Source organism: Roseobacter ponti, assembly GCF_012932215.1.
Classification (GTDB): domain Bacteria; phylum Pseudomonadota; class Alphaproteobacteria; order Rhodobacterales; family Rhodobacteraceae; genus Roseobacter; species Roseobacter ponti.
Window position 1 is genome coordinate 1,853,357 of sequence record NZ_CP048788.1, and the last position, 20,050, is coordinate 1,873,406.

Annotated in this window: 16 protein-coding genes and 1 tRNA gene; 7 read left to right on the forward strand and 10 right to left on the reverse strand. The window is 60.8% G+C overall.

Annotated features, from left to right (window positions below; genetic code table 11):
- Positions 1 to 638: 638 nt before the first annotated feature.
- Positions 639 to 848 (reverse strand): DUF6356 family protein, encoded by a 210-nt coding sequence (locus G3256_RS08895; RefSeq protein WP_169640480.1) that lies wholly within the window; start codon positions 846 to 848, stop codon positions 639 to 641.
- A gap of 110 nt (positions 849 to 958) precedes the next feature.
- Here G3256_RS08895 and G3256_RS08900 point away from each other — a divergent pair, with 110 nt between their 5' ends.
- The 3 genes from G3256_RS08900 to typA all read left to right on the forward strand — a co-directional run bounded on the left by G3256_RS08900 (position 959) and on the right by typA (position 3,700).
- Positions 959 to 1,417, forward strand: a complete 459-nt coding sequence (locus tag G3256_RS08900) for an Lrp/AsnC family transcriptional regulator (RefSeq protein WP_169640481.1) — start codon at positions 959 to 961, stop codon at positions 1,415 to 1,417.
- 18 nt (positions 1,418 to 1,435) lie between these two features.
- A complete protein-coding gene (locus G3256_RS08905; RefSeq protein ID WP_169640482.1) occupies positions 1,436 to 1,771 on the forward strand; it encodes a DMT family transporter in 336 nt (111 codons plus the stop codon).
- Positions 1,772 to 1,882: 111 nt separating this feature from the next.
- Entirely contained in the window at positions 1,883 to 3,700 is a 1,818-nt protein-coding gene (gene typA, locus G3256_RS08910) for a translational GTPase TypA (protein WP_169640483.1), read from the forward strand.
- Between the two features lie 49 nt (positions 3,701 to 3,749).
- Here the strand turns inward: typA and G3256_RS08915 are convergent, their stop codons facing one another.
- From G3256_RS08915 to guaB, 6 genes are all read right to left on the reverse strand, one after another.
- Positions 3,750 to 4,043, reverse strand: a complete 294-nt coding sequence (locus G3256_RS08915) for a DUF1330 domain-containing protein (protein WP_169640484.1) — start codon at positions 4,041 to 4,043, stop codon at positions 3,750 to 3,752.
- A 5-nt stretch (positions 4,044 to 4,048) separates the two neighbouring features.
- A complete protein-coding gene (alaS, locus tag G3256_RS08920) occupies positions 4,049 to 6,706 on the reverse strand; it encodes an alanine--tRNA ligase (protein WP_169640485.1) in 2,658 nt (885 codons plus the stop codon).
- A 163-nt stretch (positions 6,707 to 6,869) separates the two neighbouring features.
- Complete coding sequence (gene recA / locus G3256_RS08925) at positions 6,870 to 7,949, reverse strand: recombinase RecA (RefSeq protein WP_169640486.1); 1,080 nt, start codon at positions 7,947 to 7,949, stop codon at positions 6,870 to 6,872.
- 342 nt (positions 7,950 to 8,291) lie between these two features.
- A complete protein-coding gene (locus G3256_RS08930; protein ID WP_169640487.1) occupies positions 8,292 to 10,637 on the reverse strand; it encodes an ATP-binding protein in 2,346 nt (781 codons plus the stop codon).
- Positions 10,638 to 10,688: 51 nt separating this feature from the next.
- On the reverse strand, positions 10,689 to 11,855 hold the full coding sequence (locus G3256_RS08935) for an RsmB/NOP family class I SAM-dependent RNA methyltransferase (RefSeq protein ID WP_169640488.1): 1,167 nt from the start codon (positions 11,853 to 11,855) through the stop codon (positions 10,689 to 10,691).
- Between the two features lie 31 nt (positions 11,856 to 11,886).
- Positions 11,887 to 13,335: an IMP dehydrogenase gene (guaB, locus tag G3256_RS08940; RefSeq protein ID WP_169640489.1), complete on the reverse strand. Its 1,449-nt coding sequence runs from the start codon at positions 13,333 to 13,335 to the stop codon at positions 11,887 to 11,889.
- A 161-nt stretch (positions 13,336 to 13,496) separates the two neighbouring features.
- On the opposite strand from guaB, the gene speB reads away from it, so the two are divergent.
- From speB to G3256_RS08960, 4 genes are all read left to right on the forward strand, one after another.
- Complete coding sequence (gene speB / locus G3256_RS08945; RefSeq protein ID WP_169640490.1) at positions 13,497 to 14,483, forward strand: agmatinase; 987 nt, start codon at positions 13,497 to 13,499, stop codon at positions 14,481 to 14,483.
- Positions 14,484 to 14,630: 147 nt separating this feature from the next.
- Entirely contained in the window at positions 14,631 to 16,661 is a 2,031-nt protein-coding gene (locus tag G3256_RS08950) for an ASKHA domain-containing protein (RefSeq protein ID WP_169640491.1), read from the forward strand.
- A gap of 57 nt (positions 16,662 to 16,718) precedes the next feature.
- Positions 16,719 to 17,567, forward strand: a complete 849-nt coding sequence (locus G3256_RS08955; RefSeq protein ID WP_169640492.1) for a class I SAM-dependent methyltransferase — start codon at positions 16,719 to 16,721, stop codon at positions 17,565 to 17,567.
- A 46-nt stretch (positions 17,568 to 17,613) separates the two neighbouring features.
- Positions 17,614 to 17,687, forward strand: a tRNA-Gly gene (locus G3256_RS08960).
- A gap of 63 nt (positions 17,688 to 17,750) precedes the next feature.
- Here the strand turns inward: G3256_RS08960 and G3256_RS08965 are convergent.
- The 3 genes from G3256_RS08965 to G3256_RS08975 all read right to left on the reverse strand — a co-directional run bounded on the left by G3256_RS08965 (position 17,751) and on the right by G3256_RS08975 (position 20,005).
- The gene (locus G3256_RS08965) at positions 17,751 to 18,359 is read right to left on the reverse strand and encodes a hypothetical protein (protein WP_169640493.1); all 609 of its coding nucleotides are present in this window, start codon (positions 18,357 to 18,359) and stop codon (positions 17,751 to 17,753) included.
- Positions 18,360 to 18,382: 23 nt separating this feature from the next.
- The gene (locus G3256_RS08970) at positions 18,383 to 19,177 is read right to left on the reverse strand and encodes a hypothetical protein (protein ID WP_169640494.1); all 795 of its coding nucleotides are present in this window, start codon (positions 19,175 to 19,177) and stop codon (positions 18,383 to 18,385) included.
- A gap of 387 nt (positions 19,178 to 19,564) precedes the next feature.
- Complete coding sequence (locus tag G3256_RS08975; RefSeq protein ID WP_169640495.1) at positions 19,565 to 20,005, reverse strand: hypothetical protein; 441 nt, start codon at positions 20,003 to 20,005, stop codon at positions 19,565 to 19,567.
- Positions 20,006 to 20,050 lie beyond the last annotated feature (45 nt).

Below are 20,050 nucleotides of genomic sequence, written 5' to 3' on the forward strand. Positions count from 1 at the left end.
GCCGAGGTCTGCAATACGTGAGCTGCGCCTCCGGCCGGTGGCGCGGCTGATCAACTGCGGGCGCTGGCCTTTGTGCTTCACCTTTTATGCGGATGTACCGGCTGCGGTTGCGGTGCCTGACGAGCATGCACAGCGCGCCGAACCACGCCAGCATCATCGAAAATGACGTGCTTACCGGAACCTCATGCACGACCGCTTTGCGCCGAGGCATCGTGCGCACGGCCTGGGCATGCATGCTCCCGTCAAATTTTCTGTCGAACCGGATCAGTCCCGCACCGGGGCCGGTGGCCGGGACGGCGATCTGATATCCGCCAGGGTCCGGAGCCGTAAAGGCGGTCCGGTCGGGCGCGCTGGCGCCCGCCGGCCAGAGTATGACATGCCGGGAGAGTATTGCATGGTCATCGCTGTTCTGGCGCGGTGAGACCCCGTATGCCGGCAGTGCCTGTTCGTCAGGCAGCTGCGTTGCACTCAGGGCGGGCATCGCCGGAAGCGACATCAGAAAAATCAGAAATGCGCAGCGCAAAGGGACCTCGGATCACGGTTGGTGTCTGTCGCCTCAGACCATGATCGGGAAGTCCTTTATTTTCGCTTAAAACCTTTCAGTTTTTACATGAATTATTCCGGTTAACTCTCTGTTATCAGTTGTGACCCCGGTTGTGCGTGCGGGCGTAAAGCCGTGCCACGATCCGGCTGGCCGTCTTCTGACAGAGGCAGGGAATAAAGGCGTGCACAAGGGCCGCCATTGCTGCCAGGAACAAAGCACCGGCAACGCTCAAAGCAAAGAGGAAATGCTCGAAAAAGCTTTCGTTCACGGTGGCGGGGTGATCGAGGAAAATGCGCTGTATCATAGGGTGTCTCCTTTGCTGCATGCACAATATCCAGGCACGCCCGAGAAAACCTCCCGAAATTCGGCAAAAACGCATTGAGATTGGGAATATTTCCACATATACGACCTGATATGGTGATGATTGATGATACGGACCGGCGCATTCTGACGGTGCTGCAGCGCGATGCCTCTCTGTCGCTCGATGCGCTCGGCGAAGAGGTGCACCTGAGCCGCAATGCATGCTGGCGCCGCATCAGAGCGCTTGAGGATGCAGGTGTGATCCGGTCGCGGGTCACCCTGCTTGATCCGGCAAAACTGGGGCTCAGCCTGACGGTGTTTCTTCAGGTGCGCACGAACACCCATGCGCCCGACTGGCTGGAGAAGTTCAGCGCGGCCACCCGCGGCATGCCCGAAATCCTCGGCGTCTACCGTATGAGTGGCGATCTGGACTATCTGATCCGCGCGCAGGTGAGCGATATGGCGGATTACGACCAGCTTTATCAGCAGCTGATCCGCAAAGTACCGCTTTCTGATGTGTCTGCCAGCTTTGTGATGGAAGAGATCAAAGACACCCATCGACTGCCGCTCTGAGACGAAAGGCAACCGCCCATGCCCCTGCACTACATCTATCTTGTGATCGCCATCGCCGCCGAAACGATCGGCACAACTGCCCTGCAGGCCAGCGCACAGTTCAGCCGGTTATGGCCGTCGGTTCTGGTGGTGCTGGCGTATGGTTTATCCTTTTATTTCATGGCGCTGGCGCTGAAATTTATGCCGGTTGGCGTGGTTTACGCGATCTGGTCAGGCCTTGGCATCGTGATGATCGCCGCAATCGGGTTCGTGGTTTTTGGTCAGAGGCTCGATCTGCCTGCTGTTCTGGGTCTGGTGCTGATTGTATCCGGCATCCTTGTGATCCACCTCTTTTCAAACAGTGCAACACACTGAAGACGCGGCGTCGCACCCGGCAAATAACCCTGGCTTTCTGCGGCGCGGCACGGTATGCGCGCCTCAAACGCGCGCGGGCTGCGCGCCTCTCCCCATCTGAAGGCATCCCCCATGGACCTGCGAAACATCGCTATCATCGCACACGTTGACCACGGCAAAACCACACTGGTGGACGAGTTGCTCAAGCAATCCGGCACCTATCGCGAAAACCAGGCGACCGAAGAACGCGCCATGGACAGCAACGATCTGGAGCGCGAGCGCGGTATCACCATCCTCGCAAAAGCCACCAGCGTTGAGTGGAAAGGCGTGCGCGTCAATATAGTTGATACCCCCGGGCACGCTGATTTCGGCGGCGAGGTTGAGCGGATCCTGTCGATGGTTGACGGTGTGGTGCTGCTCGTGGATGCCGCCGAGGGCCCGATGCCGCAGACCAAGTTCGTGACTTCAAAGGCGCTGGCACTGGGGCTTCGACCGATTGTTGTGCTCAACAAGGTGGACAAGCCTGATGCGGAGCCGGACCGGGCGCTGGATGAGGTGTTCGACCTTTTCGCCAACCTTGGCGCGGATGATGACCAGCTTGATTTCCCGGCGATGTATGCCTCCGGACGCTCGGGGTGGGCGGATATGGAGCTTGATGGCCCGCGTGAGGATCTCTCTGCACTCTTTGATCTGATTGTCGAGCATGTCCCCGCACCCGCGCAGCTGGCCGCACGCGATGAGCCGTTCCGGATGCTGGCGACGACGCTGGGCGCGGACCCTTTTATCGGCCGTATTCTGACCGGTCGTGTCGAGGCAGGCACCCTGAAAGCCGGTGAGACCGTCAAAGCGCTGAGCCGGGACGGCACGCAGATCGAATCCTTTCGCGTGACCAAAGTGCTGGCCTTCCGCGGGCTGACACAGCAGGCCATCGATCTGGCCGAAGCAGGCGATATCGTGAGCCTTGCAGGCATGCAGAAAGCAACCGTAGCCGACAGCATCGTCGCCCCCCAGGTGACAGAGGCCCTGCCCGCGCAGCCGATCGACCCGCCGACCATTACCGTGACCTTTGGGATCAACGACAGCCCGATGGCCGGACGCGACGGCAAGAAGGTACAGTCCCGCGTGATCCGTGAGCGGCTGATGAAAGAAGCCGAAAGCAATGTCGCGATTAAGATCAGCGACACACCCGGTGGCGAGGCCTTTGAGGTGGCAGGCCGGGGTGAGTTGCAGATGGGTGTTCTGATCGAGAACATGCGGCGCGAAGGATTTGAGCTCAGCATCTCGCGCCCTCAGGTTCTGTTCCGCGAGATCGACGGAGTGCGTCACGAGCCGATCGAAGAGGCCACCATCGACGTGGATGACGAATATTCGGGAGCCGTGATCGAGAAAATCACCGGGGTGCGTCGCGGCGAACTGGTCGAGATGAAACCGGCAGGTGCGGGCAAAACGCGGATCGTGGCGCATGTGCCTTCGCGCGGTCTCATTGGCTATCACGGCGAATTTCTGACCGATACACGCGGCACCGGCGTGCTGAACCGGGTGTTTCACGCCTGGGCGCCGCATAAGGGGCCGATCCCCGGACGTCGTGCGGGGGTGCTGATCTCCATGGAAAACGGCACTTCTGTGGCCTATGCGCTGTGGAACCTCGAAGAGCGCGGTAAGATGATGATCGGCGCGCAGGCGGATGTGTACACTGGTATGATCATCGGCGAGCACAGCCGCGAGAACGATCTCGAAGTGAACCCGCTGAAGGGTAAAAAACTGACCAACGTGCGTGCTTCCGGCACAGATGAGGCTGTGCGCCTGACCACGCCGATGAGTCTGTCGCTCGAAGAGGCCATTGCCTATATCGATGACGATGAACTGGTTGAGGTGACGCCCAACGCGATCCGTCTGCGCAAGCGGTATCTGGACCCGCATGAGCGCAAGCGGATGGCCAAAGCGGGCTGAGAACAGAGCCCGGGGGGGGCAGCCCCCCGGCGTTTTCAGCGCCCCGGGATCAGAGGTCTTCGCTGGTCTCGATGATCATCAGCTCACGCTCGGATGCATCGCGGGCGTGGCTGAGCGCCCGCTGGTAGGTGTCTGAATTATAGCACTTTTCCGCTGTTTCGAGGTCGGGGAAACGGGCCACGACATTGCGGGGCCGCGCCTGGCCTTCAAGCTGCACGAAACGACCACCACGGGCGATGAATTTACCGCCGTGCTCTGCGATGGCTTCCGTCGCCAGGGCCGCGTACTTGCCATAGGCTTCGTCGTCGGTGACAGTCACATGTGCAATCCAGAGTGCGCCCATCGGTCTTATCCTTTCAGAATGTCTTCAACGGCGGCGATGGCCGCTTCAGCATTGGTTATGTCTTTTGCCCCGCCCTGGGCCATATCCGGCCGGCCGCCGCCGCCCTTGCCACCCAGCCCGGCCACGGCCGTGCGGACCATATCCACCGCAGAGACTGTGTCGGTCAGATCGCCCGTGACGCCTGCCGCAACAGCGGCTTTGCCGTCGGCTTCGGCGATCAGCAGGATGGCCCCGCTGCCGAGACGCTCTTTAAACTGATCCACGAGGGCCGGAAGATCGCGACCCGTCACGCCCGAAAGCACCTGAGCCATGAAGCTGATGCCCCCCACGTCGCGGGCCTCAGGGGCTGCCGTGCCGCCCCCCGACATTGCCAGTTCGCGGCGCAGCTGTGCAACCTCATTGGACAGTGCGCGGCGCTCGTCGAGCAGGCTGCGCACGCGCTCGGGCACATCCGCGGCCTGAGCTTTGAGCTCAAGTGCCACCTCTGCGAGGCGATGGTCCTGGGCGCGCAGGTACGACATGGCCGCTGCCCCGGTCAGCGCTTCGATGCGGCGCACACCGGCACTGCTGGCGCTGTCTCCGAGTGTCACGAAAGCGCCGATATCGCCGGTCTGGCGAACATGGGTGCCGCCGCAGAGTTCAAGCGAATAGGTGGCGCCGTCGTTGCCTTTGCCGGATCCCTCCTTGCGGCCCATGGAGACCACCCGAACCTCGTCGCCGTATTTCTCGCCAAAGAGCGCCTGCGCGCCGATTGCGCGGGCATCGTCGGGCGTCATGATCCGCGTCTCAACCGGAGCATTCTGGCGGATATAGCGGTTAACGTCCGCCTCGACGGTGGCCAGCTGGTCCAGGGTCAGCGCTTCCGTGTGGCTGAAATCAAACCGCAACCGGTCTTCCGCATTCAGCGATCCGCGCTGTGCGACGTGATCGCCGAGCGCCTCGCGCAGCGCCTCGTGCAGCAGGTGCGTGGCGGAATGGTTGGACCGGATGGCACTGCGCCGGCTGTGGTCGACCTCAAGGATCGCGGCCTCACCCGTTGCAATACTGCCTGAGGTGACTTTGCCGAAATGGATAAATACTCCGGCGGTTTTGCGGGTGTCGGTTATCGTCACCTCGCCGTCCTGTGTCCGCAGCGTGCCACTGTCGCCGACCTGGCCGCCGCTTTCGGCGTAAAAGGGCGTCTGGTTCAGAGCGATCTGAACGCTGTCACCTGTCCCGGCAGTGTCGGTCGGGACCCCGTCGCGTACGATAGCTGCGATCTGACCCTCGGCGGTTTCGGTGTCATAGCCCAGAAAATCGGTGGTGCCGTGTTTGTCGGCCACGTCAAACCAGACCGTCGCATCCGCCGCTTCGCCTGATCCGGACCATGCAGCGCGGGCTTTGGCTTTCTGTTCGGCCATTGCCGTATCAAAGCCATCGGTATCGACCGCCCGGCCCTGCTCGCGCAGCGCATCCTGGGTCAGATCAAGCGGAAAGCCGTAGGTGTCATAGAGTCGGAATGCAGCCTCACCGGGCAGATCGGCCCCCTCAGGCAGGCCGCTCAGTTCGTCATCCAGCAGCTTCAGTCCGCGATCAAGTGTCTGGCGGAAGCGTGTCTCCTCCTGCAGCAGGGTCTGTTCGATCATCGGTTGCGCCTGACCAAGTTCCGGATAAGCAGCCCCCATCTGGCGCACCAGCGCCGGCACCAGACGGTGCATCAGCGGGTCTTTTGCGCCCAGCAGATGTGCATGACGCATCGCACGCCGCATGATCCGGCGCAGCACATAGCCGCGCCCGTCATTGGAAGGCATCACACCGTCGGCCATCAGAAACGATGTTGAGCGCAGGTGATCGGCAATCACCCGGTGATGGGTCCTGCCCGTGCCATCGGGATCGGTGCTGGTGGCATCCGCCGAGGCTTCGATGAGAGAGCGCATCAGGTCGGTGGCGTAGTTATCATTGGTGCCCTGCAAAAGGGCGGCCACCCGTTCGATGCCCATGCCGGTGTCGATTGACTGCGCGGCGAGATCGCGGCGCGTGCCGTCCTCAAACTGTTCGTACTGCATGAAAACGAGGTTCCAGATCTCCACGAACCGGTCGCCGTCCTCTTCAGGGCTTCCCGGAGGTCCGCCCCAGATGTGATCCCCGTGATCGTAGAAAATCTCTGTACAGGGGCCGCAGGGGCCGGTCGGGCCCATCATCCAGAAGTTGTCGTTGGTCGCAATCCGGATGATGCGGTCATCGCTGAGACCCGCGACCTTTTTCCAGATTGCAGCGGCCTCGTCATCGGTGTGATAGACCGTGACATAAAGCCGGTCTTTATCGATGCCCAGATCGCGGGTGATAAGCTCCCAGGCGAAGCGGATCGCGTCATCCTTGAAGTAATCGCCGAAGCTGAAATTGCCCAGCATCTCGAAAAACGTGTGGTGGCGCGCGGTATAGCCCACGTTGTCCAGATCGTTGTGCTTACCGCCCGCGCGCACGCATTTCTGTGCTGTGGTGGCGCGTTTATAATCACGCGTTTCAACGCCCGTGAACAGATTTTTGAACTGCACCATGCCCGAGTTGGCGAACATCAGCGTCGGGTCATTGCGTGGCACCAGCGGGCTGGACGGCACGACCTCATGCCCCTGCTTCTGATAATAGGACAGGAAAGTTGAACGGATGTCATTCAGGGTCTGCATGGGCGGCGGGCCTTTGTCGGAAATCTCATTGCCGTGGGATACCTCCCCGGCGTCCGGCTGTCCACCAACCCCTGATGCATTGGCATGCAAAAACGGGACGCGCCGGTGTGGCGCGCCCCGATTCAGGAATTATTGAGAACCCGGCACCGCACGGGCACGCATATCAGGCTTCGAGAATATCTTCGTCGTCGGTTTTTTCATGTGCGGGCATATCAAAATCAAGCCCGTGTGCCGCGCGGATCTTGTCTTCGATCTCCAGCGCCATCTGGGTGTTTTCCTTGAGGAAGGATTTGGCGTTTTCGCGACCCTGCCCGATCCGTTCATCTCCGTAGCTGAACCAGGAGCCGGATTTATCGACGACGCCGGTTGCCACACCCAGATCAAGGAGTTCACCCATCTTGGAGATGCCCTCGCCATACATGATGTCGAACTCGACCTGCTTGAACGGGGCGGCGACCTTGTTCTTCACGACCTTGACGCGGGTGTGGTTGCCCACGACCTCGTCGCGGTCTTTCAGAGCGCCGATGCGGCGGATATCGAGGCGCACGGAGGAGTAAAACTTCAGCGCGTTGCCACCCGTCGTCGTTTCGGGCGAGCCGAACATAACGCCGATTTTCATGCGGATCTGGTTGATGAAGATGACCATACAGTTGGAGCGGCTGATCGACCCTGTGAGTTTGCGCATCGCCTGGCTCATCAGACGGGCCTGAACACCCACGGAACTGTCGCCCATGTCACCTTCAAGTTCAGATTTTGGTGTCAAAGCCGCCACTGAATCCACCACGACCATATTGACGGCACCGGACCGCACGAGTGTGTCCGTGATCTCAAGCGCCTGTTCGCCGGTGTCGGGCTGGCTGATCAGCAACTCATCAAGGTCAACGCCGAGCTTTTTGGCATAGGTTGGATCAAGCGCGTGTTCCGCATCCACAAAGGCGCAGACCCCGCCGGATTTCTGCTGTTCTGCCACACAATGCAGGGTCAGCGTCGTTTTGCCGGAGCTTTCAGGCCCGTAGATCTCAACGATCCGGCCCATCGGCAGCCCGCCGATCCCGAGAGCAATATCAAGGCCAAGCGAGCCGGTAGAGCTTGCTTTGATGTCCTGAACGGCCCCTTCGGCGCCCAGTCTCATGATCGAACCCTTGCCGAACTGGCGCTCAATCTGCGCCAGCGCTGAGTCCAGCGCCTTCTGCTTGTCTGCCGACTTTTTGTTGTTCATGCTCAATAGATCTGCCGTTGCCATTTGCGTTTCCTCTTAGTGTCACAGATCGCCCGGGGCGGCAATCATTGCCGGCGGGTCCCCTGTGAGTGTTCTGCCTATGTTCCTTATGGGATCAAAAGGAGAACATTTCAATCAAAATTTCTGAGAATGATACTGTTCCGAATCTGGTTAAGGACAGGTTTAGAGCGTTGAGCTTGTTTTGGTGATCTGCCGGAATGCGGTGGAAGCGGCGTGTCGTATTGATGACCCGGGCACACCTTTTCACCACGGATAGCCCGACGGGTGTCATGGGCACGAAATGACGGCGCATCACAGGGTGCAACACTGCAAAACCCTAAGCATCTGGCATCATATGGAAAAAGCTCAGTGCAGCTGTTCGTGCACCGTGTCCGTCAGGTCGCTCAGTGAGAATGGTTTCGGCAGGAAGACGGAATTGGGGATCTTCATCTGTGTCTCGCCGAAACTGTCTTCGGCGTAGCCCGAAACAAAGACGACGCGCACGCCCGGGCGTTCTTTGAGTGCCTCACGCACCCAGCTCGGACCATCCATGCCGGGCATGACCACGTCGGTGACGAAAACATCGATGTTCAGGCTTTCGTCCTCAAGTGTCTTAAGGGCGGCCTCTGCAGAATCAGCCTCAAGCACCGTGTACCCGCGCAGCCGCAGAGCCCGGCTTGCAAAGGCGCGCACAGGGGCTTCGTCCTCCACCAGAAGGATCACACCATCTCCGTGTTTTCCGGAGGGTTTTGCTGCGGATTTACGCGGCTGGGGCGTGATCGGCTCTGCTTCTTCCAGAACCGGGAAATAGAGCGTAAAGCAGGTGCCCGCCCCCAGCGTGCTGTCCACGAAAATGTACCCGCCGGTCTGTTTGATGATGCCATAGGCTGTGGAGAGCCCCAGACCGGTTCCCTCTCCTGTACGTTTGGTGGTGAAAAAGGGCTCAAAGACCTTCTGCAGCTTATCCGGGGCAATGCCCACGCCGTCATCTGCAACCTGAACTGTCACATATTTGCCCGGCGGCACCGAGACACGGTCACGTTCCAGCGGTTCGGTCAGGTCGGTACATTCGGTGATAATGCGGATTTCGCCACCCTGGGGCATCGCATCACGTGCGTTGACCACCAGGTTCATCAGCACCTGTTCGAGCTGTCGTTTATCCGCCCTGATCGGATGCAGCACAGGATCATGGCTTAGCGTCAGCATAACTTTCTCACCCACAAGCCGGTTCAGCAGATGCGTGAGGTCCGCGAGCGTGTCGCGCATATCCAGCGTTTCCGGGCGCAGTGTCTGTTTGCGCGAAAAGGCCAGCAACTGACCCACAAGGGCTGCAGCGCGGTTGGCGTTCTGGTTGATCTGCACCAGATCGCTGAAATCCGGGTCGCCCTGATCATGACGCAGCAACAAAAGATCACAGTGGCCTGAGATGGCGGTCAGCAGGTTGTTAAAATCATGTGCCACGCCGCCGGCAAGTTGCCCGATGGCCTGCATCTTCTGACTCTGCACGAACTGGGCCTCGAGCGATTTGAGCTCGGTCGCGTCATTGAGGACGGCGATCAGAGCGGGCCGGCCTTCTTCCGTTACCCGGTTCAGCGTGACCTGAACAAAAACCTCTTTGTCAGTGCGTTTCAGACGCAGGAATTCCGATTGCTGAGCCGCGCGCCCCGCGACTGTTTCTTTCAGCCAGTCCGTGATCGGTCGCCCGAGCCCTTCCATCAGATCACTCAGGTGCACTTTGTCAGTGAGCGTGTTGCCGATCAGCCCCGCAGAGAGCCGGTTGTAGGCCTCAATCTCACCTTCCGGGCTGACTTTCAGCAGTGGGACCGGCAGATCCTGGAAAACTTCCCAGCCGTCGCGGGGCATCATTTCGCTGCCGGGCGGGAGCAGAAAGAGCGCGCGGCGCCCGGCCCCGGCTTCGACCTCGCTTACGAGAACCCGTGTTGTTCCGTCCGCGCCTGTCAGATCGCAGACCGTGCCAGGGATCACCGGCAACCGGTCAAAGAGCCGGTCGAGCGTGCGCACACGACCGCCGGCCAGCCTGCGCGCCTGATCGTTCATGTAAAGGACGGCATTGGTGCGCCCCACGAGGATCATCGGCAGGACCGGTCCTTCCTGCGTGCCTGCTGATGCCGGGACGTCTTCGAGGCGCCAGATGTAGGTGTCGGTGCCGGCTTGGTGCACCGCAAGACGGATATGTCCCTTGCGGGTCACCATGTCTTCGCGGGCTGATCCTTCGAGATCGGCGCGTGTCTTCAGGCGGAAAACGATACCACCAGGGTTGGCCACTGTCGTCTGCAGAGTGCCGGTGATGGTTTCTTCAAGATCTTTGTCAAAGCGTTTGCGGGCGGCCAGGTTAACAGACAGGACATCACCCTCCCCGTCAGTTACGAAAGTGGGGCTCGCGTCGCGGTCGGTGAACTCATTCAGCACGCTGAGCGCCTGTGCATTGCGGCGCCGGTGCCTGCGTGCCAGCAGCACCAGCACACCACAGAGCACAATCAGCGCGGCGGATGCAGCGAAAAGCGCCTGTCGCGCCAGAAGATCCGGTGAGGCGAGCGCCAGGACGCCAAAGAGGACAGCAATCAGGACAAGTGTTCCAAGTCTGCGCTGCGCCTGAAGGGCAAAGCGGGTCAGTCTGGAGGGCGTAAGTGCGCTTCGCGGCAAATTCAGGCTCCCTGCGGGTGGAATCACACCCGTATTAAAGCGCCCCATACCTTAATCCCGGCTTAACCAAGAAAGCACTCTATCAGGAGTTGAGTACGACTATTCCTGCAATCGCGTCAAGTGTGCCGCAAAAAACCCGTCAGAATGTTGTGACAGATTAATCCGCTCCGAATGGATGCAGGTCCAGCCGGGGTTACGGCTGAGGAAGGCTTCCACCGCGTCCTCATTTTCCACGCGCAAAACGGAACAGGTCGCGTAGGCCAGCACGCCGGCAGGTGCGACAAGGGAAGCTGCTGCATCGAGGATCTGCTGCTGTATCTCTGCAAGTTCTTCAAGACGTTCAGGCGTCAGCGTCCACCGCCCGTCCGGAGACCGCCGCCAGGCGCCGCTGCCGGAACAGGGCGCGTCGCAGAAAACCACGTCAAAGGGTGCTGCAGCGCCGAGGTCGGCTGTAGCCAGCTCTGTGATATGCACGCCGGCTCTGGCAGCGCGCTGGCCGAGATCTTTCATGCGCCGCGGATCGATATCATGCGCAAAGACGGCGCGCGCAGGGTCTGCCGCGATCGCCAGGGCCTTACCGCCGCCGCCGGCACAGTAATCGAGGACACGCGCGCCCTCCGGGAGGCCTGCGGCAACTGCCTGGGATGCTGCATCCTGCAGCTCGACCAATCCTTCGGTAAAGGATGCTGAATTGCGGATCCTGCGGGCGCCTTCGGTGACGTCCAGCGCGGTTTCCGCAACGGGGTTCGGCGCGTTGATCATGCCCTCCGCGGCCAGCCTGGTCACGGCATCCTCGCGGGCAATCCGCCCTGTATTGACGCGCAGGGTCACAGGCGCACGGGTGCCGAGCAGGCTGCCTGCCGCGTCCGCGCCCTCTCCGAGGCTGCGGCGAAATTCAGGCAGGAGCCAGTCAGGCAGGTTCCATCTGGTGCCGTCGTCATCCGGTACTGCCGGCACGCTGCGTTCCTGATCAGACAGGGGGGCGGGGGCGTGCCCTTCAACGGTAAAGAAGTCATCGGGCGGCAGGTTCTGAAGCCGCAACGACCCGATCATCAGGGCCCGCCCGTCAGCGCCTGCGCCCATGGCCGCAGCGCTCCGGCGCCGGCGCAGGACGTCAAAGACGTGATCGCGTACGGCCGCGCGGTCTTTGGACCCTGCATACCGGCTGCCGCGCGCCCAGCGGGTCAGCGCCTGCTCTGCGGCCTGGCCCTCCCCGATTGCGTCGAGAATACCGATGGCCGCGGCGACGCGTGCGCCGGGGGTCACGCGCCCGCTCCTGTGTCAGCAGATCGTTGCATCAGCCGACCCGGTAGTTGGGGCTTTCGCGGGTGATCTGCACATCATGCACGTGGCTCTCTTTCAGCCCCGCGCCGGTGATTTTCACAAAAGTGCAGTTCTGGCGCATCTCGTCCACAGTCGCACAGCCGGTGTAGCCCATCGCCGCGCGCAGGCCGCCGACCAGCTGGTGGATCACCGCATTGGCGGAGCCTTTATAGGCCACCTGCCCCTCGATACCCTCGGGCACCAGTTTGTCGGAAGCTGCGTCTTTCTGAAAATACCGGTCGGCGGAGCCGCTGGCCATCGCGCCAAGGCTGCCCATGCCGCGATAGCTTTTGAAGCTGCGGCCCTGGTAGAGGATGACCTCACCGGGAGATTCGTCGGTGCCCGCGATCATTGAGCCGACCATGGCGCAGGAAGCACCTGCGGCAATCGCTTTGGCGAAATCACCGGAGAATTTGATGCCACCATCCGCAATGACCGGGATATCTCCGGCCGCGCGGGCACAGTCCATAATCGCGGTGAGCTGTGGCACGCCAACACCCGCGACCATACGCGTGGTGCAGATCGAGCCGGGACCAATGCCCACCTTGACCGCATCCGCGCCTGCGTCGATCAGCGCGCGGGTCGCCTCACCGGTGGCGACGTTGCCTGCTACGATCTGCACTTCGTTGCTGAGTGCTTTGGCGCGGCGCACGGCGGCCGCGACACCTTCGGAATGACCATGGGCTGTATCAATCACGATCATATCTGCACCCGCGTCCACGAGCGCTTCGGACCGTTCAAAACCGGCATCCCCCACGGTGGTCGCCGCCGCGACCCGCAGCCGTCCCAGATCGTCCTTACAGGCAGTCGGGTTCAGAACGGCCTGTTCTGTATCTTTCAGCGTCAGGAGCCCGGTGAGTTTGCCGGTCTTGTCCGTCACCAGCAGTTTTTCGATACGGCGCGCTTTCATCAGGCTGATAGCTTCGTCCCGGTCGGCAGGTTCGTGCAGGATGGCGAGGTTTTCCGATGACATCATCACCGACACGGGCGTTTTGTCATCACTGGCAAAGCGCATGTCGCGGTTGGTGACGATGCCGAGGACGCGGCCCTTTTCATCCACGACCGGAAAGCCGGTCACGCGGTAGCGGTCCTGCAATGCCTTGGCGTCTGCCAGGGTCTGGTGCGGTCTCAGCGTGATCGGGTTATAGACGATGCCGCTTTCAAACCGCTTCACCCGGCGCACCTCGCGGGCCTGTTCGTCGATGCTGAGATTGCGGTGCACGACGCCGATGCCGCCCGCCTGGGCCATGGCGATTGCCATGCGCCCTTCCGTAACGGTGTCCATGGCAGAGCTCAGGAGCGGGATGTTCATTGCAATCGCCCGGGTCACCCGTGTGCGGGTGTCAGCGGTAGAGGGCAGAACCGAGGACGCGCCCGGAACCAGCAGTACATCATCAAAGGTAAGTGCCTCACGAATCTCCATTTGCAACCTCGCTTGCCGGAGTGGTTCATTGGCAGTTTCCTATTTCACGCCGCCGGCAGAATGAAAAGGGCAAAAACGCCCCGATCCCGGCCCCTGCCCCATTGCCAAAGTCCGGGCGCGCGGCAAAGCTGCAGCGCAGGTCAGCAGAGGAGCCCCGGGGCATGGCGGAACACGGATATGACAGCGGCAGGCTCGATCTGCCCTTTGTGGGGATCTCCACCTTTGGCAAACGCCCTTATGTAGCCGACTGGAGCGGGCTTGAAGCGGATGTCGCCGTGCTGGGCGCACCCTTTGACGCGGGCACACAGTGGCGGTCGGGCGCGCGCTTCGGCCCGCGCGGCGTGCGTGAGGCCTCGACGCTTTTCAGCTTTGGTCATGCAGGCGCCTATGATCATGAGGATGATGCGACCTATCTGCCCGCCGATGTGCGCATCGTTGATATGGGCGACGCGGATATCGTGCATACCGATACCGAAAGGAGCCACGCCAATATCGAGACAGGCGTGCGCGCGGCGCTGGCGGCAGGCGCGCTGCCGGTGGTGATCGGCGGCGACCATTCGGTGAATATCCCCTGTATCCGCGCCTTTGACGGGCCTGAATATCACGGCGGCCCGTTCCATATCCTGCAGATCGATGCGCATCTTGACTTTGTCGATGAGCGCCACGGGGTGCGCCACGGGCACGGCAACCCGATGCGCCGGGCGGCAGAGCGCGATTATGTCACCGGTCTGAGCCAGATTGGCATCCGCAATGTGAGTTCCACCGCGCGCGAGGGCTACGCTGATGCCCGTGCGATGGGCTCCACGATTGTTTCGGTGCGCCAGGCCCGGCAGATCGGCCTCGCCGGTCTGCTGAAAACAATCCCCGAAGATGCGAAGGTTTATATCACCATCGACATCGATGCTTTCTGCCCGTCCATTGCACCCGGCACGGGCACACCGAGCCATGGCGGGTTCCTCTACTACGAAGTGCTGGAACTTTTACAGGGCGTGGCAGAGGCGCATCCGGTGGTGGGTATCGATCTTGTGGAGGTCGCCCCGGATTATGATCCCACCGGGTCCACCTCAATTCTCGCGGCACAGATCCTGCTGAACCTTCTGGGGTTTATCTTTCATGCCCGTACGCGGCACCCGCAGACCCGGCCCTGAAGCCGCTATCCGACGCAAACTCATAATGAATATGACAATTTCAGACGCGCCATGCCGCGCCTGGTGCATTATGTGACGCTGAACGGCGACCGGAGCATGCGGCAAACGCTATTCTGGTCCGGGCAAATTCAAAGGTGACGGATACTTATGAGCCAGGATCCTCTCGTGGTTTTCACGCCTTCGGGCAAACGCGGTCGTTTTCCGGTGGGAACGCCGGTTCTGACGGCGGCGCGCCAGCTTGGCGTCGATCTCGATTCTGTCTGTGGCGGGCGCGGTATCTGTTCGCGGTGTCAGATCACGCCGGGGTACGGCGAATTCTCCAAACACGGGGTCACTGCCCGCGACGGCGCGCTGTCTCAATGGAATGCCGTCGAGCAGCGCTACAGGGACAAGCGCGGGCTGACTGAGGGGCGCAGGCTCGGATGCCAGGCGACCCTGCAGAGCGATATCGTGATTGATGTACCGCCCGAAAGCCAGGTGCATAAACAGGTGGTGCGCAAACGCGCCGAAGCGCGCGATATCGTGCTCGATCCCTCGACCCGGCTCTTTTACGTCGAGGTGGCAGAGCCCGATATGCACGATCCCTCCGGTGATCTGGAACGGCTGCGCGACGCGCTGCGTGAGCAGTGGGATCTGCACAAGATCACCGCCGATCTGCACATTCTTCAGGAGATGCAGCCTGTGCTGCGCAAAGGGGGGTGGAAGGTCACCGTGGCCGTTCATCTTGGCGACAAAGAAAACAACCCGCGCATCATGCAGATCTGGCCGGGGTATTATGACGGCACGGTCTACGGGCTTGCGGTCGATCTCGGTTCGACCACCATCGCGGCGCATCTGTGCGACCTGCAGACCGGTGAGGTGCTCGCCTCCTCGGGTCTGATGAACCCGCAGATCCGGTTTGGTGAAGACCTGATGAGCCGGGTCAGCTATTCGATGATGAACGCCGGTGGCGCTGCGGAAATGACCCGGGCAGTGCGCGCAGGCATGCGTGATCTTTTCACCCAGATCGCGGAAGAAGCCGGGGTTGATCTCGCGCTCATTGTTGATGCGGTATTCGTCTGCAACCCGGTGATGCACCACCTCTTTCTCGGCATTGATCCCTTTGAGCTTGGCCAGGCGCCCTTTGCGCTGACAACCAACAGTGCGCTGCGTCTGCGCGGCGATGATCTGGAGCTCAATATCCACCCTTCGGCGCGTGTCTATCTGCTGCCCTGCATCGCGGGTCATGTGGGGGCCGATGCGGCTGCGGTTGCGCTCTCAGAGGCACCTGATAAATCCGACGATCTGGTGCTGGTCGTGGATGTGGGCACCAATGCCGAGATCCTGCTTGGCAATAAAGAGCGCGTGCTGGCCTGTTCCTCGCCCACCGGTCCCGCATTCGAGGGCGCGCAGATCAGTTCGGGCCAGCGTGCGGCCCCGGGTGCCATTGAGCGGGTAGAGATTGACCCGGTGACAAAAGCGCCCCGGTTCAAGGTCATCGGCAGCGATCTGTGGTCTGACGATCCGCGCTTTGTTATTGAAATCGGCGCCACGGGGATTACCGGCATCTGCGGCTCGGGTATCATCGAGATGGTGGCCGAGATGCGCATGCACGGGATCGTCGACGCGCCCGGCCTTATCGGCTCGCCGGAACAGACCGGATCGGACCGCTGTTTCCCCGATGGCCGCACCTATTCCTATCTGGTGCACGACGGCACCGCCGATGGCGGGCCGCTCATCACAATCACCAACCGCGATATCCGCGAGATCCAGATGGCCAAGGCCGCACTTTATTCAGGTGCGCGCCTGCTGATGGATAAATTCGGTGTTGATAAGGTGGACCGTGTGGTGCTCGCAGGTGCGTTCGGCGCGCATATCTCGTCCAAACACGCGATGGTCCTGGGCATGATTCCGGACGCCCCGCTGGACAAGGTGACATCGGCAGGAAATGCGGCGGGCACAGGCGCGCGCATTGCACTGCTGAACACAGCCGCCCGGGCCGAGATTGAGGCCACGGTGCGCGCCATTCACAAGGTGGAAACCGCCATCGAGCCGCGGTTTCAGGAGCATTTCGTAAACGCCTCGGCCATTCCCAATGCCGTTGAGCCCTTCCCGATTCTGAACTCGATCGTTACCCTTCCGAAAGCGACATTCAACACCGGCGCAGAGGGTGGCGGCCGCCGCCGTCGACGGGGCTGAGCAGCAGGGCTCCGGCCACGTCGGCTCATCGTGTAAAAAGCGCACAGGAGGCACGCCATGGCAGAAGAAAACGCAGATCAGAAAGCGTTCTGGGAGAACTGGGCGGATCACTGGGTCAACTCTCAGGCTGACCTCGACGGGCTGATGGCACCGGTTCTTGACCGGGTATTTAGTCGTGCTGACCTGAGGCCCGGTCAGAGGGTTCTGGACATCGGCTGCGGTGCCGGCACCAGCACACAGCTTGCTGCAGAGGCCGTGGCGCCGGGTGGTCATGTGACCGGCGCGGATATCTCAGCGCCCATGCTGGCGCAGGCGCGCAAATCCACGGCCGGCCTTACCGGGCTGGCTTTCATCGCCGCAGATGTGGCGGACCATGATTTCGGCCCGCCCGGGTTTGACCGGGTTATCTCGCGGTTTGGTGTTATGTTTTTCGCCGATCCGCAGGCGGCTTTCTGTAATATCGCACGGGCGATGAAACCCGGTGCACGGCTCTCCATGGCCTGCTGGTCCGGGCTGGAACGCAATCCGTGGTTCCGGGTGCCGATGATTGCCGCCAAAGAGCGCCTTGGCGCGCCGCCGCCGCTGCACGCGGATGCGCCTGGTCCGCTTGCTTTTCGCGATATCAACCGCGTCACGAGCATCCTGCACAGTGCGGGGTTTTCGGATATCGAGGGTCAGGCCGACGCGCTGATGCTGACCCCTCCCGGGGATCTGATCCACTTGGCCGGCCACGCCGCAAGGATCGGTCCGGCATCGCGGACGCTGGAGTATTTCGAGGCCGACCAGGCCGATGTTAACGCCATCGTTCAGCAGGTCGCAGGCGCATTTGAAGAGTATATGACGCCGGACGGTGCGCGTGTGCCAGCCGAGATAAATTTCTTTACAGCGACCGCGCCGCAGCGCTGAGCAGCCTTGACGGCCCCGCTGCCAGACCTTATTCCGCTGACAGCGCGCGGGTATGGTGAAAAGGTATCACGGCAGCTTCCCAAGCTTTAGTTACGGGTTCGATTCCCGTTACCCGCTCCATCTCAGGCCGGAAGCCCCCGAACGGGTGTCTCCCGGCGCTGCGCCCTGCACCAGCGAACGTAATCAGTCGCCCGTGTTCAACAGGTTGCCGAATGGCGTGGTGGTGGATGTGGTGTATCCTCTTCTCACAAAGCAACCACCATTTCCCTGTCCGCTGGATTTGCACTGTGCAATTGTCCCTTCTACGCAACTGTCAATCGAGACGTTGAAGACTGCCGTGCATCTGAGCCTGCTCTTATAGGGATCGGAGAGATGGCAGGGCGAGGGCCAGCCAGACCTTTTGCATTCTGCTCTCGTTGCCGGAAACTGGCATCCACGGGTGCCGCCGATCTGGTTGGCGAACCGGCCCTCGCAGGCCTTTATCAAAGCCCGCTGCTGGTCGAAACCGACCGTGGCGTAATTAAACAGGGAAATTTCCTCTTCCGTGGTCTCGGGCGGGAGGACGGCCTTCCTTTCATTGATCCCGGATATCGCATTGCTGAGAGACCCGGAACTATTGATAACTGTCACGTTCGGATCAGACTTATCCACATCTGCTACAAGCACCGTGGGATTCTCGTTGGCTGCCTTGATCGCGGCATTTCCGGGCGCTTTCAGACACCCGCTCAACGCCAGCGACGCTGTGCACAGAAGGGCAAGTGTGGCGGTGCGGTGGCAGATTTTTCCGAACATGGGTAATATCCTTTTCTGCGTGATCAAAAGTTCCGGGTGACAAATAAACTGAGGGACCTGCGCGTTTGCTCGCTCGGGGTCAAACCGTAGCTGGCGCTGAAACCGAATTCATAGGGCGCCTCGAAGTACGGTATATACGTATAGCCCCCGATCAGGTCGACAGAATCCCCGTCCGAGGGGTCGGCATCATCGCGGCTGCTGAAATTTGCGGCCAGCCCGACGGAGGCGACGCTGAGCAGGCCAACGCGGGAAACATAGCTGACAGAGGTGCCAAATGAATTGTTTGTGCCAGAGGTTTTTATGCCCTCAACCGTCGTACTGTAGCGTGTCGTTTCAAGTGTGCCGGTCAGCACAAATCCGGAGTTGGCGGTAACCGGAATGGCCTGCAGCAGCCCGACCCCGAAAGAATAGCTGTCGGACCTGACGCCGATAATGGGATCAAATCCGCGATCCACGTCCCCCTGTGACCGCCCCACGCCGATACTGAGGGAACCGGAAAGACCGTTGTCATTAAGCGGACGGCCGTAGCTGTACCCCAGATCAAACGAGCTTGTATCGCCCATCTCACTGCGGGTGCCGTCAATAAAGTCGCCGTTCGCGTAGTTCAGATAAAGCGAATGCGAGATGCCCTGATGGTTTGTGCTGGTAAACAGGAGCGAGCTGCCGAGCTGGTCGGTATCCTGACCGGGCTCGCTCAGGCTCTGTCCGTCGATGCTCCAGGTAAGGGTGCGGTCAGGCGTTTCCTGCGCATTTGCGGCGGTGTATGTGAAAACCAGTATTACCGTTAAAAAAGTCTTGCGTGCCGTACGATGTTTCATAGTGAACTCCGGCGAAAATCTGCGCTCAGGATGATCAAAAAAAATTTGTCAGCCAACAAAAATACCCGGCAAAGGAGCGAAAAGTGCTGCTATTCTTGCAATTATAACACTAAATCAGAGGTATTTTCGCCATAATCTACTTCAGGGAGATTGAAATCTGAAAACGCAACTATCTCTGCGCGGGGCGTCAGAGCGCCTCACAGGCGCAGAAAAACCCGGGCGGACCTGCCCCGCCCGACAGGTGCCCGGCAAACGCACGATATGACCCTGCCCGCACGACAGCCACTGGAAAACCTCATGCTGACATCGTCTGTGCGCCACGGGCGGGACCACATAGCAGGGGTGGTTCAGCCTCGTGACAACGGCAGCCGGAAGGCCCTCGGGACATCAATCCAGCGCGAAAGTCAGCCCGACGGCCAGCACCGCATCAGTGGTCTGGCCATTTCCCGGAATAAGCTGCGCAAAGACATTGCCGTAACGCCCCTGCAGACCGGCGAGCGGGACGACATCCCCGATCGAGACGTCAAACCGGTCGCCGTCACCCGGGTACAGCGCGAGGGCGCCAAAGACACCAAGCGCCCAGTTCTGCCCTTCCCAGATGTCATAACCGACGGCCGCGAGCGCGCCGACTTCCTCGTAGCTGTTGTAATAGACGCCGATGCTGTAATCGAGTTTACGCTCCCAGGTCAGGAAGATGCCCGGGTTGAATTCCTGAAACTCTTGGGTGGCATCGAAATGCTCTGAGCCCAGCAGGATCGACACCCGGTCCGGTCCTGCCAGCGCAGCAGACGGAAGCAGAAGCATTAAAAGCAGGGCGACAAGTCTCATCAGGCGGATCCTTCTGATCACATAGGAATCGCACATCAGTGTGCG